Genomic DNA, 13,876 nt, shown 5'->3' on the forward strand with positions numbered 1-13,876 from the left:
GACGACCTCCCCGGCGGTTGGCTCACACGGCAATGCGGTTGCGTACATCCGGATCCTCGAGGGCGGCGCCATCGCCCGACATCACCACCGCCCCGCGCTCCATCACAATGAAATGGTCCGCGAGCTCCTTGGCGAAGTCGAAATACTGTTCGACCAGCACGATGGCCATATCGCCCTTGCTCCGCAAGTAGCGGATGGCATTACCGATGTCCTTGATGATCGAGGGCTGGATGCCCTCGGTCGGCTCGTCGAGCACCAGTACCTTCGGCCGCATGACCAGCGCGCGGCCGATGGCGAGCTGCTGCTGCTGGCCGCCGGAGAGGTCGCCGCCGCGCCGGCGCAGCATCGAATCCAGCACCGGGAACAACGAGAACACGTCGTCGGGAATGAAGCGGTCCGCGCGCTTCAAGGGCGCGAACCCGGTCTGCAGATTTTCCGACACCGTCAGCAGCGGGAAGATCTCCCGCCCCTGCGGCACGAAGGCGATGCCGCGCCGCGCCCGCTCGGCCGGCTTCATCGTGGTGATGTCGTCGCCGTCGAAGCGGATGCCTCCCCTCGCGACCGGCTGCTGGCCGACGATGGCGCGCATCAGGCTGGTCTTGCCCACGCCGTTGCGGCCGAGCACGCAAGTCACCTTGCCGGGCTCCGCCTTCAGCGAAACCCCGCGCAAGGCCTGCGCGGCGCCGTAGAACAGGTCGATGTCCTGGACTTCCAGCATGCCTCAACGCCCCAGATAGACTTCGATGACGCGCTCATTGGCGCTGACCTGGTCGAGCGTGCCCTCGGCAAGCACCGATCCTTCGTGCAGGCACATCACCCGCACGCCGAGATCGCGCACGAAGGTCATGTCGTGCTCGACCACCACCACGGAATGGCCGTTGGCGTTGATCTCGCGCAGCAATTCGGCGGTCTGCGCCGTCTCGGCGTCGGTCATGCCGGCCACCGGCTCGTCGACCAGCAGGAGCTTCGGATCCTGCGCCAGCAGCATGCCAATCTCCAGCCACTGCTTCTGCCCGTGCGACAGCGCGCCGCCGAGGCGGTCGCGATGCCCGCTCAGCTTGATGGTCTCGAAGATCTCGTCGATCTTCTCGCGCTCGGCGGCGGTCTCGCGGCGGAAGATGTTGGCGAGCGCGCCGCGCTGCCCCTTCAGCGCGAGGCGCAGATTGTCGATCACCGTGTGCATCTCGAACACGGTCGGCTTCTGGAACTTGCGGCCGATGCCGAGCGTGGCGATCTGCGTCTCGTCGAGCTTGGTGAGGTCGGTGGTGCCGCCGGCGAAGAAGACGTCGCCCTTGTCGGGGCGGGTCTTTCCGGTGATCACGTCCATCATCGTCGTCTTGCCGGCGCCGTTCGGGCCGATCACGGCGCGCATCTCGCCGGGATCGACGGTGAAGGACAGCGAGTTCAGCGCCCGGAAACCGTCGAAGGTGACGGTGACGCCGTCGAGATAGAGCAGCGCCTCGGTCAGGTCCTTCTTGGCGATGGCCTCGACGGGGACGTCGGGTTCAAGCGTGTCGGCTGCGCTCATGTCGGTCCCCTCACTCGGCCGGCTTGGGTTCGGGCAACTTGTCGGGCGGCGCCAGATCGTCCGGCGCCAGATCCTCCGGCGCCGGCGCGCGGGCGCGGCGCCAGTCGTAGAAGGTGCCGACGATGCCCTTGGGCAGGAACAGCGTCACCGCGACGAACAGGCCGCCCAGCATGAACAGCCAGTAGGGCGCCAGCAGGCCGGAGGTGAAATAGGTCTTGGCGTAGTTCACCAGCACCGCGCCGAGCGCCGCGCCCACCAGCGTGCCGCGTCCGCCCACCGCCACCCAGACGATGATCTCGATGGAGTTGGCGGGCGAGAACTCGCCGGGATTGATGATGCCGACCTGCGGCACGTAGAGCGCCCCGGCGATGCCGGCCAGCATGGCCGAGACCACGAAGGCCACCACCTTGTAGTTCTCCGCCCGGTAGCCGGTGAAACGCACCCGCGTCTCGGCGTCGCGGATGGCGATCAGCACCTTGCCGAAATGCGAGCGCACCAGGAAGCGGCACAGCACATAGCCCAGCGCCAGCGCCAGCGCGGAGAGCACGAACAGCACGAGCCGGGTGCCGTCGGCCTGGATGTTGAAGCCGAGAATGTCCTTGAAGTCGGTGAGGCCGTTATTGCCGCCGAAGCCCATGTCGTTGCGGAAGAAGGCCAGGAGCAGCGCGAAGGTCATCGCCTGGGTGATGATCGACAGATACACGCCGGTCACGCGCGAGCGGAAGGCGAACCAGCCGAACACCAGAGCGAGGATGCCCGGCGCCAGCAGCACCATCAGCGCGGCGAAGGGGAAGAGGTCGAAGCCGTGCCAGAACCACGGCAGTTCCTTCCAGTTCAGGAACACCATGAAGTCCGGCAGCACCGGGTCGCCATAGACGCCGCGCGGGCCGATCTGGCGCATGAGGTACATGCCCATCGCATAGCCGCCGAGCGCGAAGAAGGCGCCATGGCCGAGCGAGAGGATGCCGACATAGCCCCAGATCAGGTCGACCGACAGCGCGAGCAGCGCATAGGTCAGGTACTTGCCGAGCAGCGAGACCACATAGGTCGGCACGTGCAGGGCGGAGTCCGGCGAGGTCAGGAGGTTGAGCGCCGGCACCAGCACGGCGGCTCCCAGCACCACGGCTAGGAAGACGAGGCCGCTCCTGCCGAGCAGCACGGGTTGCGGCGTCAGGGCGTTGCTCATGATTCGATCGCCCGCCCCTTGAGAGCGAAGAGGCCGCGCGGCCGCTTCTGGATGAACAGGATGACGATGACCAAGAGCGCGATCTTGCCGAGCACCGCGCCGGCATAGGGCTCCAGCATCTTGTTGGCGATGCCGAGCGACATGGCACCGACCAGCGTGCCCCACAGATTGCCCACCCCGCCGAACACCACGACGAGGAATGAGTCGATGATGTAGCTCTGGCCGAGATTGGGCGACACGTTGTCGATCTGCGAGAGCGCCACCCCGGCGATGCCGGCGATGCCGGAGCCGAGGCCGAAGGTCATGGCGTCGACCCAGTTAGTGCGGATGCCCATGGAGGCGGCCATGCGGCGGTTCTGCGTCACCGCCCGCATCTCCAGCCCGATGCGGGTCAGCCGCAGCGTGGCGAGCAGCGCCACGAAGACCAGCATGGCGAAGACGATGATCCACAGCCGGCCATAGGTGATGGAAAGCTGGCCGAGCTCGAAGGCACCGGACATCCAGCTGGGCGCGCCGACCTCGCGGTTGGTCGGGCCGAAGGCGGTGCGGATCGCCTGCTGCAGGATCAGCGAGATGCCCCAGGTGGCGAGCAGGGTTTCCAGCGCGCGGCCATAGAGGAAGCGGATCACCGTGCGCTCGATCAGGACGCCGATCAACCCGGTGAACAGGAAGGCGACGGGAATGGCGATCAGCAGCGACAGGTCGAACAGCGCCGGATTGTAGGTGCGGATCAGTTCCTGCACCACGAAGGTCACATAGGCGCCGAGCATCACCATCTCGCCATGCGCCATGTTGATGACGCCCATCACGCCGAAGGTGATGGCGAGGCCGATGGCGGCGAGCAGCAGCACCGAGCCGAGCGAGACGCCGTACCAGATGTTCTGGCCCACCGACCAGATGGCGAGGCTGCGCTCGATGCCGGCGATGGCGCCCTGCGCCGCCGCCTTCACCGCCGGCGAGGCATCGGCCGGCACGCTGCGCAGCACGGCGAGCGCGTCCTGGTTACCCTGGGCGCCGACGGTCTCGATGGCGGCGATGCGCTCGGCCTCGGGAACGCCCGCCTTGCCGATCACGATCGAGGCGCGGGCAAGGGTGAGCGCGGTCTTGACCTTGGCGTCGGTCTCCTTGGCGAGCGCGGCGTCGAGCGCCGGCAGCGCCGCCTCGTCGCGGGCGCGCATCACCGCGCTCGCGGCCTCCAGTCGCTTGGCCGGGTCGGGATTGACGAGAGCCAGCGTGCCGCTCGCCGCCTCGATGGCGCGGCGGATGCGGTTGTTCACCCGCACCGCCTTCACGCCCGGCGGCGCCTCGGCGACCGGCTGCCCGGTGGCGGCATCAACGAGGCCGCCCTGCGGGGTCTTGATCAGCACCTGCTTGGTGGCCGGGCTGTAACTCAGCCGCCCATCGGCCAGCGCCGCGACGATGCCGGCGGCCGCCGGGCTGCCGCTCACGGCGAGCGCCCCGAGCGCAGATTCGGTGTCGTCATATTTGTCGGTGGTGAGCTGGGCCAGCGGGGCGCTGATGTCGGGCGCCGCTCCTTGGGCCATGACGGCCCCCGGCGACAGGAAAGCGCCGGCGAGGAGGCCGAGGGCAAGGAGCAGCACGCAGCCGAGACGGCTGGGAAGGCCACGGGAAATCATCGTCATCCGTCGGTGCGAGTGCGGATGGAGCCGGAAGCGGTCCGGCGGCGGGTCGCCCGGCGGCGGGTCGTGCCCGCCGCCGGGTCGATCGGGAAAGGTGGGTCAGGCCGTCCGCGTCGGACGCAGACCGGCCGGACCGTCCCTCATCGGCCGCGCATCACTGCGCGCCGCACTTCACTGCGCGCCGCACTTGCCGGTCTTGACGTTGAAGTTGCCGCAGTTCATCGGCGAGCGCCAATCGGCGATCAGGTCCTTGGAACCTTCGAGATACGGCGACCATTCTTCGGCGACGATCAGGCCAGGGGTCTTCTCGACGACGTCGAACTGGCCATCATCCTTGATTTCGCCGATCAGCACCGGCTTGGTGATGTGGTGGTTCGGCATCATGGTGGAGAAGCCGCCGGTCAGGTTCGGCACGGAGACGCCGATCAACGCCGGGATGACCTTGTCCGGATCGGTGGTGCCGGCCTTCTCGACCGCCTTGACCCACATGTTGAAGCCGATGACGGTGGCTTCCATCGGGTCGTTGGTCACGCGCTTGTCGTTCTTGATGTAGCCGCGCCACTTCTTGATGAAGTCGGCGTTCTCCGGCACGTCGACCGACTGGAAGTAGTTCCAGGCGGCGAGATGGCCGACCAGCGGCTTGGTGTCGATGCCGGCGAGCTCTTCCTCACCCACCGAGAAGGCCACGACCGGGATGTCGGTCGCCTTGATGCCCTGGTTGCCGAGTTCCTTGTAGAACGGCACGTTGGCGTCGCCGTTGATGGTCGAAACCACGGCGGTCTTCTTGCCCGCCGAGCCGAACTTCTTGATGTCGGCGACGATGGTCTGCCAGTCGGAGTGACCGAACGGCGTGTAGTTGATCATGATGTCCTCGGCGGCGACGCCCTTGGACTTCAGATAGGCCTCGAGGATCTTGTTGGTGGTGCGCGGATAGACGTAGTCGGTGCCGGCGAGCACCCAGCGCTTCACACCCTCGTTTTCCATCAGGTAGTCGACGGCGGGGATCGCCTGCTGGTTCGGGGCGGCGCCGGTGTAGAACACATTGCGCTCGCTCTCCTCGCCCTCGTACTGGACGGGGTAGAACAGGATGCCGTTGAGCTCCTTGAACACCGGCAGCACCGACTTGCGCGACACCGAGGTCCAGCAGCCGAACACCACGGCGACCTTCTCCTTGGCGAGCAGCTCACGCGCCTTCTCGGCGAAGAGCGGCCAGTTGGAGGCCGGGTCGACCACGACCGGGACCAGCTTCTTGCCGAGAACGCCGCCGGCGGCGTTCTGCTGGTCGACCATGAACAGCACGGTATCCTTCAGCGTCGTCTCCGAGATGGCCATGGTGCCGGACAGAGAGTGGAGGACGCCAACCTTGATCGTTTCCTGGGCAGCTGCGGGCACGGCGACGCCGGCAATCGCCAGGGCGGCAGCGCCGGCCACGGCGCGGCCAGCCACGCGGCGCGCATGGGAGAACAGATTAGACATATTCGTTCCCTTCTGGAGTTCGCACGCAGGACCCCCGTCCGCGTGCCGGAAGGGATGGTTGCAACGCCCGTGCCAAACCAACTTTCGGGAAACGCAATACGTCGAATGCCGCAGACCAATCTGTTGGCCGGCAAATAGATCAAAAATTGAGCAAATGCCGTTCCACTAAGCGGCCTGTATGCAGCATTGCCCGCCGCGCCCAAACGCCCGGCAAGCACGCGTCACACATACGCGTCACGAACTCGCGCCACACACTCACGCCGCCTGGCGGAGCCGCTCCAGCCGGCCGAGCGCCGCATCCAGCGTGGCGTCGGTCTTGGCGAAGCAGAAGCGCACGACGCTCCGCACCGCGTCGCGCGCATAGAAGGCCGAGACCGGGATGGCGGCGACGCCATGGCGCTCCACCATGTCGCGGCAGAACGCCTCGTCGTCGAGCCGCGGGTCGAGGGCGGTGAGGTCGACATTGAGGAAATAGGTGCCGGCGCTCGGCAGCGGCGTCAGGCCGAGCGCGGCGAGCCCGTCCGCCAGCCGGTCGCGCGAGCGCTGCAGCCCGGCGCGCGTGTCCTCGAACCAGGCCGGGTCCTTGCCGAGCCCATAGGCGACGGCGTGCTGCAGCGACGGCGGGGTGGTGAAGGTGAGGAACTGGTGCGCCTTGGACAGGCTCTTCATCAGTTCCGGCGCCGCGCAGACCATGCCGACCTTCCAGCCGGTCATGCCGAAGATCTTGCCGGCCGAAGCGATCTTCACGCTACGCTCGCGCAGGCCGGGCAGCGACAGCACCGAGACGTGGCGGCGACCGTCGAACACCACATGCTCCCACACCTCGTCGGCGACCAGCACCGCGTCGGAGCGCCGGCAGAACTCGGCCAGCAGGTCCAGTTCCTCGCGCTCGAAGACGCGGCCGGTCGGGTTGTGCGGGTTGTTGAACAGTACGACGCGGGTCTTCGGCGTGAAGGCGCTTGCCAGCACCTCCTCGGTCAGCCGCCAGTGCGGCGGGGTCAGCCGGGCGAGGCGCGGCACGCCGCCGGCACGCTCGACCAGCGGCAGATAGGCGTCGTAGAGCGGCTGGAACAGCACCACCTCGTCGCCCGGCTCGATCAGCGCCAGCAACGCCCCGGCGATCGCCTCGGTGGCACCGGAGGTCACCATGATCTCGCCGGGATCGAGGTCCAGCCCCTGCCAGTGGCGGTAATGCGCCGCTGCCGCCTGCCGCAGCTCCGGCACCCCCATCATCGGCGGGTACTGGTTCCAGCCGTCGAGCACCGCCTGCGCCGCCTTCTCGCGCACGTCGCGCGGGCCGGGATCGTCGGGGAAACCCTGGCCGAGATTGACAGCGTCGTGCTGACGCGCCAGCTGCGACATGGTCTCGAAGACGGTGGTGGGAAGCCCGGCGAAGATCGAATTCATTTACAGCGCATCCGCGTAAAATAACGCGATCTGACATCGCGCCTCTGTCTTATCGGTCCGCCGCCGGCAAAAGGGAAGGCCCGCTTTGGTGGCAGGCCCGCAACAAGGCCCCGAAGGCGTCGGCCTCACGCCCCCACCAGCACCGCGTGATTGTCGAAGCGCGGCCCGCCGGAGCGGCGGGCGATCACCCCCACCCCCTCGTCGTCGACGCCGATCAGCACGACGTCGCCGAGGCCGGAGGTGGCGAGAAAGCGCCCTCCTTCCTGGGTGGGGGCGAGGCCACAGCCATCGACCAGCGGCACACCGCCGAGGAAGCGTCCCTCGCGCGTCCACACCGCGACGCGGTTGCCGCGCGGGCTGGCGGCGGCGACATAGCGGCCGGAGCGGTCGACCGCCACCGAGCCGATATAGGTGCGGAAGCCGCGCCACGCCTCGTCCGGCGCGTCGAAGGCGCGCAGCCGCCCGTCCGCCTCCACGGCATAGACCAGCGGCCGGGCGATGGAATCGTTGAGCAGGTCCTGCGCCGCCACCACCACCAGCCCGTCATCCGAGCGGGCGAGGTGGCGCAGCGACAGCGAGAGGAGGTCTCCGTCGAGCGCGCCGACCGCCCGTATCTGCCCGCTCGCCGGATCGAGGATGGCGACGCTGGCATCCGCGACCTCGGCGCCGAGCGCTTCCGGCGTGTGCGGCTCGATGCCGCCATTGGCGACCACCAGCCCGCCGAGTGCCGGCAGCATGTCGTGCGGGCCGATGCCGGAGGAGGCCCATTCGGCCACCACCGAGAAGCCATCCGCCACCTCCCGCAGCGAGACGACGCCCTGCCCGCTCTCCCGCTCGATCTCGACCGCGTAGAAGCGCCGGCCGCCCTCGACGAAGCGGCCATGGCCGGAGAACACCCGCCCCTCGCCCGGCTCGAAGCTGGCGAGCACCCGGCCCTCGCGGCGGTCGAACAGCACGGCGGTGGTGCCGGGGCGGCGGGCCACCGCCACGGCGGTGCGCCCGTCCGGGCTCGGTTCCACCCAGTGCAGCCGCTGGGCGCCGCGCCCCACCGTGGTGGCGCCGAAATCGGCGGAGAGCACCACCGGGGCGAAGCCGCCCTCCACCCCGGCGGTCGCCAGCCATTCGGCGTCGAGCAAATGGTCGCGCGCATGGGCGGCGCCGAGCAGCGCGCGCGGCATCGCCATCAGCCCGCCGAGGCCGGCGAGCAGGTTGCGACGGGTGGCGGAAAGTGCGCCCATCTCGGCCTCCTGGAGCATTTTCGAGCGACGCGGGTACCGGGTCGCGTGAAAAATACGTATTGACAAGTACTTAGACCACTTCCGACGAACTGGAGCTCACCGGAAATGCTCTAGTCGCCATCGAGGGAATTGAAGCCGAGCGCGACGCCGAGCCCGGAGGCCAGCGGATCGGCGACGCTCGCCTGCGCCGCCTTGAAGACGGTGATGGCGTCGTGCAGCGCCTTGCGCCCCTGCGTGGTCTTGGTGGCGGCGCCGATATCGTCCGGCAGCTTCGCGGCGGCGGCATCGGCGGCGGCAAACGCCTTGTCGAGCGCCTCGCGACCCTTGGGGTCGAGCCCTTCGCCGAGCCGGGTGCCGAGCGAGTCGGCGCTGGCGATCATCGCGACGATGGTGGCCTTGGAGCGACCGCTGCGCCGGCGGTCGGCGGTGAGCGGCTTGGCGTCGTCCGCCGTCTTGCCGAGCACGGCGAGCATGCGCTGGTCGACGACGCGCTGATAGGCGCCGGCGAGGTCGGTGACGATCTGGTTCATCAGCGCCGAGGGATCGGGGAAATAGACCGGATCGGACTTGCCGGCGATCAGCTGCGCCAGCAGGCCGTCCTGCCGGTTGCCCCAGCCCTGGCGTATCTCGCTGGCGATGGCCTCGATATTGGTGGCGATGGCCAGCCCGATGGCGCAGCGGCGGCCGGCCTCCGGGCCGGAGAGCAGCGCCGCTGCGGCGCCATCGTCATAAAGCAGGCGCTCCAGCGCCGGCAGGCCCTGCGCCGCGGCGCTGAGGCGGGGAAAGCGCTCGGCATGCAACCGCTCGTCGGTCGGATCGGCGACGAGATCGGCAATCGAGCGGGCGACGGCGTTGCGTCGCTCGGGAAACAGGTTCATCCGGTCGGCTCGCAGCGACAGCATCACCGGGCCGAAGGTGATGAACTCCACCGCCGCCCAGCCATCCGACACCGCGCCGAAGCGGGTCTTGAGCCCGGCAATGCCCGCCTGCGACGGCGCAGCGCAGAGGGCCTGCCAGGCCTCGCGATTGGCGCGGGCCTCGGCGAGCAGCGTGTCATAGCGCGGCAGCAGCCAGCTCTCCACCACCTCGGGCCCCGAGATCGCGGCGGCATCCGCGCGGCCGACGAAGAAGGTGCCCAGTAGCGAGGCGGCAGCCGCGACGACGGGCACGCCCTGCGCCGCCTGCCCCATTTGCGAGGCAAGCGCGAGAACAAGGGCGAAGGGTGAACGGCGCATGGAAAGATCCCCGGCTCGCGGATGGCATCACAAACGAGAAACGTAGTCGATCAGGCGGCGGCGGTCGCGGCCGGAAAGCGCGTCGAAACGGGCGCGGGCGCCCGCCGCCTCGCCGCCATGCCAGCTCACGGCGGCGGCGACGTCGGCGGCCCGGCCGTCATGCAGCAGGCCAGCGCGCTTTTCCAGCGCCCGCGACAGGCCGGCAAGCGGCGCGGTGCGCCATTCGGCGGCGCTGGCCCCCGGCACGCCCGCCGGGTCGGCGAGGCCCTCGCCCATGTCGTGCAGCAGCACGTCGGTGAACAGCGCCACGGTGCCGCCGCCCGCCGTCGGCAAAGCGGGACGGTGGCAGGCGGCACAGCCGGTGGCGGCGAACAGCCCGGCGCCGCGCGCATCCGCCGCGTCGCTTGTCGGCTCCGGCACCTTCAACCCGCGCAGATAGGCGACGATGCGTTCGACGATGGCGGCGGAAATCTCCGGTTCGCCCTCGGCGTCGGGACCGTGCGGCGCATTGCGGCATTGGGTCTGCGCCTCCGTGCAGTCGCCCCACGGCTCCATCCGCAGCGGCGTCGACAGGCCGAGGTCGAGCGCGAACGCCTCCGCCGTCTGGCCCGCCAGCGTCGGATGGCTGGCCTTCCAGCCGAAGCGGCCGATGCGCGAGCCTCCTTCCGGCACCTCGAAGCGCCGGGCCCGGCCGCGCACGCCGTCGCCGTCGCGGTCGTCGGGATCCTCCAGCGCCAGGATCGTCGCGTCGGGCACCAGTTCGAGCCGGCCGCGCCCACGTAGTTCCGGCGCCGCCCGCAGCGAGATATGCGTCGCCGCATCGAGCGGCCCGTAGCCGAGCGCCTGCGGCTGCGGCATCGGCCGACCGTTCTCGGTCGTCACCCGGAACGTGCCCTCCGCCGGCACGCCGGGCAGGGTCATGGTCTCCAGCCGGTGGCCATAGACCGGGTCGCCGGCGCCGTCCGTCCGGAACAGCGACAGCACCAGCCCGAGTTCCTCCGGCACACCCTGCGCGTCGAGCCGGGTCGCGCCCGGCCCGGCGCCGGGATGGCAGGCCGAGCAGGAGCGGGCGTCGAACAGCGGACCGAGCCCGTCATTGGCGCGGGTGGAGCTCGGCGCCGGCACCCAGGGCCGCTCGAAAAGCGCCTTGCCGATGGCGCGGTCGAGCCCAGCGTCATCGGCCATCGCAGGCGCGGAGAGAAGAGCGAAGAGAGCAACGAGGAAAGCCGCACCTCTCCCCGAGGGGGAGAGGTCGGCTCGGCGGGCCGGATGAGGGGGACGCACGGCTGGGACGTGCTCAACACCGCGCGCGCCCTCACCCCAATGGGTAGAGGGAGCCCGTCGCCCTGGAGGGATCCTACCCATCTCAGATCACGCGGAACCAGCCCATCATGCCGGTCTCCATGTGTTCGAGGATGTGGCAGTGGAACACCCAGTCGCCCGGCGCAGCGACGAAGGCGATCTCCACCGCCTCGCCCGGCTGGGTCAGCACGGTGTCGGCGAAGTGCTTCGGCAGCCGTCCCTTGCTGGAAGAGAGCACCGCGAAGGCATGGCCGTGCAGGTGCACCGGATGCGGGTAGCGCGTCTCGTTCTTGATCTCGATGCGGTAGCTCTTGCCGGCCTCCATCCGCGCCAGCGGCGGCGGCAAATGGCGCTGCTCGCCGGTCGGCCAGGATTGCTGGGCGATCGCCCAGTAGGTGGCCCCGCCGACGCACAGGCTGTCGATCAGCGCCTTGGCGAGCGGATCGTCGGGCGACAGGCCGGTGTCCCTCACCGCCGCATCGGTCGCCTGCTGCAAGGTGAAGGAGTGGAATTCCACCGTCTTGAGGTCCGGCAAGGGCAGCTTCGGCGGCGGCAGCGCCAGCGGTCCCCGGCGGCGCGGGCCGCGCGCCCGTCCCTCGGCCGAGATCGTCGCGAAGGTGAAGACGTCGGAGGCGCGATAGTCGCTCACCGTCACCGGCGCGCCGTCGCGCGGCATGCGCACCTGCACGTCGATGCGCTGGGCCGGGCCCATGCGCCAGATGCCGTCCGGCAACTTGTCCATCGGCAGCGGCGGCAAAGCATGGCCGTCGACCGCGATCAGCCAGGCCTCGGCGCCCTCGACGCCGATATCCATGATGCGGGTGGAATCGAGGTTGAGGATGCGCAGCCGCACATCGCCGCCCGCCGGTGCGGAAAGATCGAGATGCGCGCGGCCGTTCACCGTGCGGGTGGCGCCGAAGGTGCCGGCCTTGGCGGCGCCGTCCGGCTCGGACATCGGCAGGAAGCCGCCGGCGTCGTCGATGCGCCAGTCCTTCAGGCACAGCACGTGCTCGACATCAAAGGTCGGATCGCGAGGATCCTCGACGATCAGCACGCCGGCGAGGCCGCGCCCGGCCTGGCCGGTCTCGTCGCAATGCGGGTGGAAGAAGAAGGTGCCGGGATCGTCGAGCGGGATGCGGTAGGTGAAGCCGCCGCCGGGCTCGACCAGCGGCTGGGTCAGCGTCGGCACGCCGTCGAATTCGTTGGGCATGCGGATGCCGTGGAAATGCACGGTCGAGCCTTCGGAAAGCCCGTTGGCGAACCGGGCCTCCAGCCTTGTGCCGCGCGGCACCCGGATCTGCCGGAACAGCTCGCCGTCATAGGCATAGACGCGGCTCGGCGCCCCGGCGCCGGGCAGCTGCCAGGCCATCTCGCCGGCGGCCAGCGTCAGGCGCCGGGTCGGCTCGAAGGGCACCGGCACGCGGGCAAGGCCGGTACGGGCCGGCGCCAGCACGGCTCCGGCGCCGAAGGCCGCGCCCGCGGCCAGCAGGGCGCGGCGCGAAATGGCCGCGCCCCCTGTCATCGCGGGTGCCTCACTCGCCGACCTTGGACGGGTCGTCGAGGCTGTCGGAACCTTCCACCTTGATCTTCAGCTTCAGCGCCGCGACCACGCCCTCGATGGCGCGGGTCTGGGCGACGAGCGAATCGACGCCCTTCTGCACCAGCGCGTTGCCCTCGGTGTTGCCCTCGCCGATCATCTGGTCATAGGCCTGCTTGCCGCTGTCGGCCTCGTCCTTGATCGCCTTCAGCGCGGCGAGCGCGGCGTCGATCTTGCCCTCGGCCTCTTCGGCCGGCTTGGGCGCCAGCGCGGCGGCATAGGCGGCGACCGACGCCCCCTCGACGACGCTGCCGTCGACGCGGGTGTACTTGCCGCGATAGATCGAGGCGATGCCGGTCTCGTCATAGAAATGCGAGTTGTGGGTGTTGTCGGAGAAGCAATCATGCTCCTCCTCCGGATCGTGCAGGATCAGGCCGAGCTTCATGCGCTCGCCGGCAAGCTCACCATAGGACAGCGAGCCGAGCCCGGTGAGGATGGTGCCGAGCGCCGCCTTGTCCTTCTGCTTCAGCACCACGGCGCGGGCCTTGCCCTTGGCGCCCCAGGCCTTGGTCATGTCCTCGAGGTCGCTCACCAGCAAGTCGGTGGCGGCCTTGAGATAGGCGGCGCGGCGGTCGCAATGGCCGTTGGTGCAGTTCTTCAGGTCGTAGTCGGTGGCGGGGCGAGCGCCGGCGCCCGGCCCGGTGCCGTTCAGGTCCTGGCCCCACAGCAGGAATTCGATTGCGTGGTAGCCGATCGCGACGTTGGATTCGACGCCGCCCGCCTCCTGCAGGCTGTTCAGCAGCTTGGCGTTGATCTTGGTGGCGTCGATGGTCTTCTTGCCGACGCGGATCTTGGTGTTGGCGATCACGTTGGCGGTGTAGAGCGGGTTCTCGTCCGAGGAGGTGCCATAGCCCTTATCGACATAGTCGATCAGCCCCTCGTCGAGCGGCCAGGCGTTCACCCGGCCCTCCCAGTCGTCGACCAGCGCATTGCCGAACCGGAAGCCCTCGGTCTGCTGGTAGGGCACGCGGGCGGCCTTCCAGGCGGTGCGGGCCTTGTCGAGATTGGCCTGCGTCGGATCGGCGAGGAAGGCATCGACAGCCACCTGCAGCGCCTTGGCGGTGGTGAGCGCATCGGAATACATCGCCTCGGCGATGTTGGCATAGGTGACGACGATGTCGCGCACCTTCGGCGCCTCGGCGTGCGCCGGGCCGGCGGCGACAAGCGCGCCGAAAGCGACCGCCGCCATCAGGGGGGCGGCGAATTTCTTGAGACTGACTCGCATCGGATTTCCTCCCGCCGCCACGCGGCGTCCCTATCCATCGAC

At 69.3% G+C, this 13,876-nt stretch carries 11 protein-coding genes; all 11 read right to left on the reverse strand.

Annotated features, from left to right (window positions below; translation table 11 throughout):
* Window positions 1-22: 22 nt before the first annotated feature.
* The gene (urtE, locus tag LGR54_RS24395; RefSeq protein WP_230364558.1) at window positions 23-718 is read right to left on the reverse strand and encodes an urea ABC transporter ATP-binding subunit UrtE; all 696 of its coding nucleotides are present in this window, start codon (window positions 716-718) and stop codon (window positions 23-25) included.
* A 3-nt stretch (window positions 719-721) separates the two neighbouring features.
* Window positions 722-1,528 (reverse strand): urea ABC transporter ATP-binding protein UrtD, encoded by an 807-nt coding sequence (urtD, locus tag LGR54_RS24400; RefSeq protein ID WP_230364559.1) that lies wholly within the window; start codon window positions 1,526-1,528, stop codon window positions 722-724.
* Between the two features lie 10 nt (window positions 1,529-1,538).
* Window positions 1,539-2,714 (reverse strand): urea ABC transporter permease subunit UrtC, encoded by a 1,176-nt coding sequence (gene urtC, locus LGR54_RS24405; RefSeq protein ID WP_230364560.1) that lies wholly within the window; start codon window positions 2,712-2,714, stop codon window positions 1,539-1,541.
* A complete protein-coding gene (gene urtB / locus LGR54_RS24410; RefSeq protein ID WP_370638276.1) occupies window positions 2,711-4,351 on the reverse strand; it encodes an urea ABC transporter permease subunit UrtB in 1,641 nt (546 codons plus the stop codon). Before urtB ends, urtC begins: the two co-directional genes overlap by 4 nt.
* 174 nt (window positions 4,352-4,525) lie before the next feature.
* The gene (gene urtA, locus LGR54_RS24415) at window positions 4,526-5,830 is read right to left on the reverse strand and encodes an urea ABC transporter substrate-binding protein (protein WP_230364561.1); all 1,305 of its coding nucleotides are present in this window, start codon (window positions 5,828-5,830) and stop codon (window positions 4,526-4,528) included.
* Window positions 5,831-6,085: 255 nt separating this feature from the next.
* A complete protein-coding gene (locus LGR54_RS24420; protein ID WP_230364562.1) occupies window positions 6,086-7,237 on the reverse strand; it encodes an aminotransferase in 1,152 nt (383 codons plus the stop codon).
* Window positions 7,238-7,362: 125 nt separating this feature from the next.
* The gene (locus LGR54_RS24425) at window positions 7,363-8,475 is read right to left on the reverse strand and encodes a DUF1513 domain-containing protein (RefSeq protein ID WP_230364563.1); all 1,113 of its coding nucleotides are present in this window, start codon (window positions 8,473-8,475) and stop codon (window positions 7,363-7,365) included.
* A gap of 110 nt (window positions 8,476-8,585) precedes the next feature.
* Complete coding sequence (locus LGR54_RS24430; RefSeq protein ID WP_230364564.1) at window positions 8,586-9,710, reverse strand: imelysin family protein; 1,125 nt, start codon at window positions 9,708-9,710, stop codon at window positions 8,586-8,588.
* Window positions 9,711-9,737: 27 nt separating this feature from the next.
* The gene (locus tag LGR54_RS24435; protein WP_230364565.1) at window positions 9,738-10,895 is read right to left on the reverse strand and encodes a di-heme oxidoredictase family protein; all 1,158 of its coding nucleotides are present in this window, start codon (window positions 10,893-10,895) and stop codon (window positions 9,738-9,740) included.
* 181 nt (window positions 10,896-11,076) lie between these two features.
* Window positions 11,077-12,534, reverse strand: coding sequence for a multicopper oxidase family protein (locus LGR54_RS24440; RefSeq protein WP_230364566.1), 1,458 nt, complete (start codon window positions 12,532-12,534; stop codon window positions 11,077-11,079).
* A gap of 10 nt (window positions 12,535-12,544) precedes the next feature.
* Entirely contained in the window at window positions 12,545-13,834 is a 1,290-nt protein-coding gene (locus LGR54_RS24445) for an imelysin family protein (protein ID WP_230364567.1), read from the reverse strand.
* Window positions 13,835-13,876: the final 42 nt, after the last annotated feature.

This window comes from Ancylobacter sp. Lp-2, assembly GCF_020523795.1.
In the GTDB taxonomy this organism is placed as follows: Bacteria; Pseudomonadota; Alphaproteobacteria; order Rhizobiales; family Xanthobacteraceae; genus Ancylobacter.

What these genes read in the sequence shown, in the direction of transcription:
- urtE (WP_230364558.1), bottom strand. Translation starts at nt 718, where the DNA reads ATGCTGGAAGTCCAGGACATCGACCTGTTCTACGGCGCCGCGCAGGCC.
- urtD (WP_230364559.1), bottom strand. Translation starts at nt 1,528, where the DNA reads ATGAGCGCAGCCGACACGCTTGAACCCGACGTCCCCGTCGAGGCCATC.
- urtC (WP_230364560.1), bottom strand. Translation starts at nt 2,714, where the DNA reads ATGAGCAACGCCCTGACGCCGCAACCCGTGCTGCTCGGCAGGAGCGGC.
- urtB (WP_370638276.1), bottom strand. Translation starts at nt 4,351, where the DNA reads ATGATTTCCCGTGGCCTTCCCAGCCGTCTCGGCTGCGTGCTGCTCCTT.
- urtA (WP_230364561.1), bottom strand. Translation starts at nt 5,830, where the DNA reads ATGTCTAATCTGTTCTCCCATGCGCGCCGCGTGGCTGGCCGCGCCGTG.
- LGR54_RS24420 (WP_230364562.1), bottom strand. Translation starts at nt 7,237, where the DNA reads ATGAATTCGATCTTCGCCGGGCTTCCCACCACCGTCTTCGAGACCATG.
- LGR54_RS24425 (WP_230364563.1), bottom strand. Translation starts at nt 8,475, where the DNA reads ATGGGCGCACTTTCCGCCACCCGTCGCAACCTGCTCGCCGGCCTCGGC.
- LGR54_RS24430 (WP_230364564.1), bottom strand. Translation starts at nt 9,710, where the DNA reads ATGCGCCGTTCACCCTTCGCCCTTGTTCTCGCGCTTGCCTCGCAAATG.
- LGR54_RS24435 (WP_230364565.1), bottom strand. Translation starts at nt 10,895, where the DNA reads ATGGCCGATGACGCTGGGCTCGACCGCGCCATCGGCAAGGCGCTTTTC.
- LGR54_RS24440 (WP_230364566.1), bottom strand. Translation starts at nt 12,534, where the DNA reads ATGACAGGGGGCGCGGCCATTTCGCGCCGCGCCCTGCTGGCCGCGGGC.
- LGR54_RS24445 (WP_230364567.1), bottom strand. Translation starts at nt 13,834, where the DNA reads ATGCGAGTCAGTCTCAAGAAATTCGCCGCCCCCCTGATGGCGGCGGTC.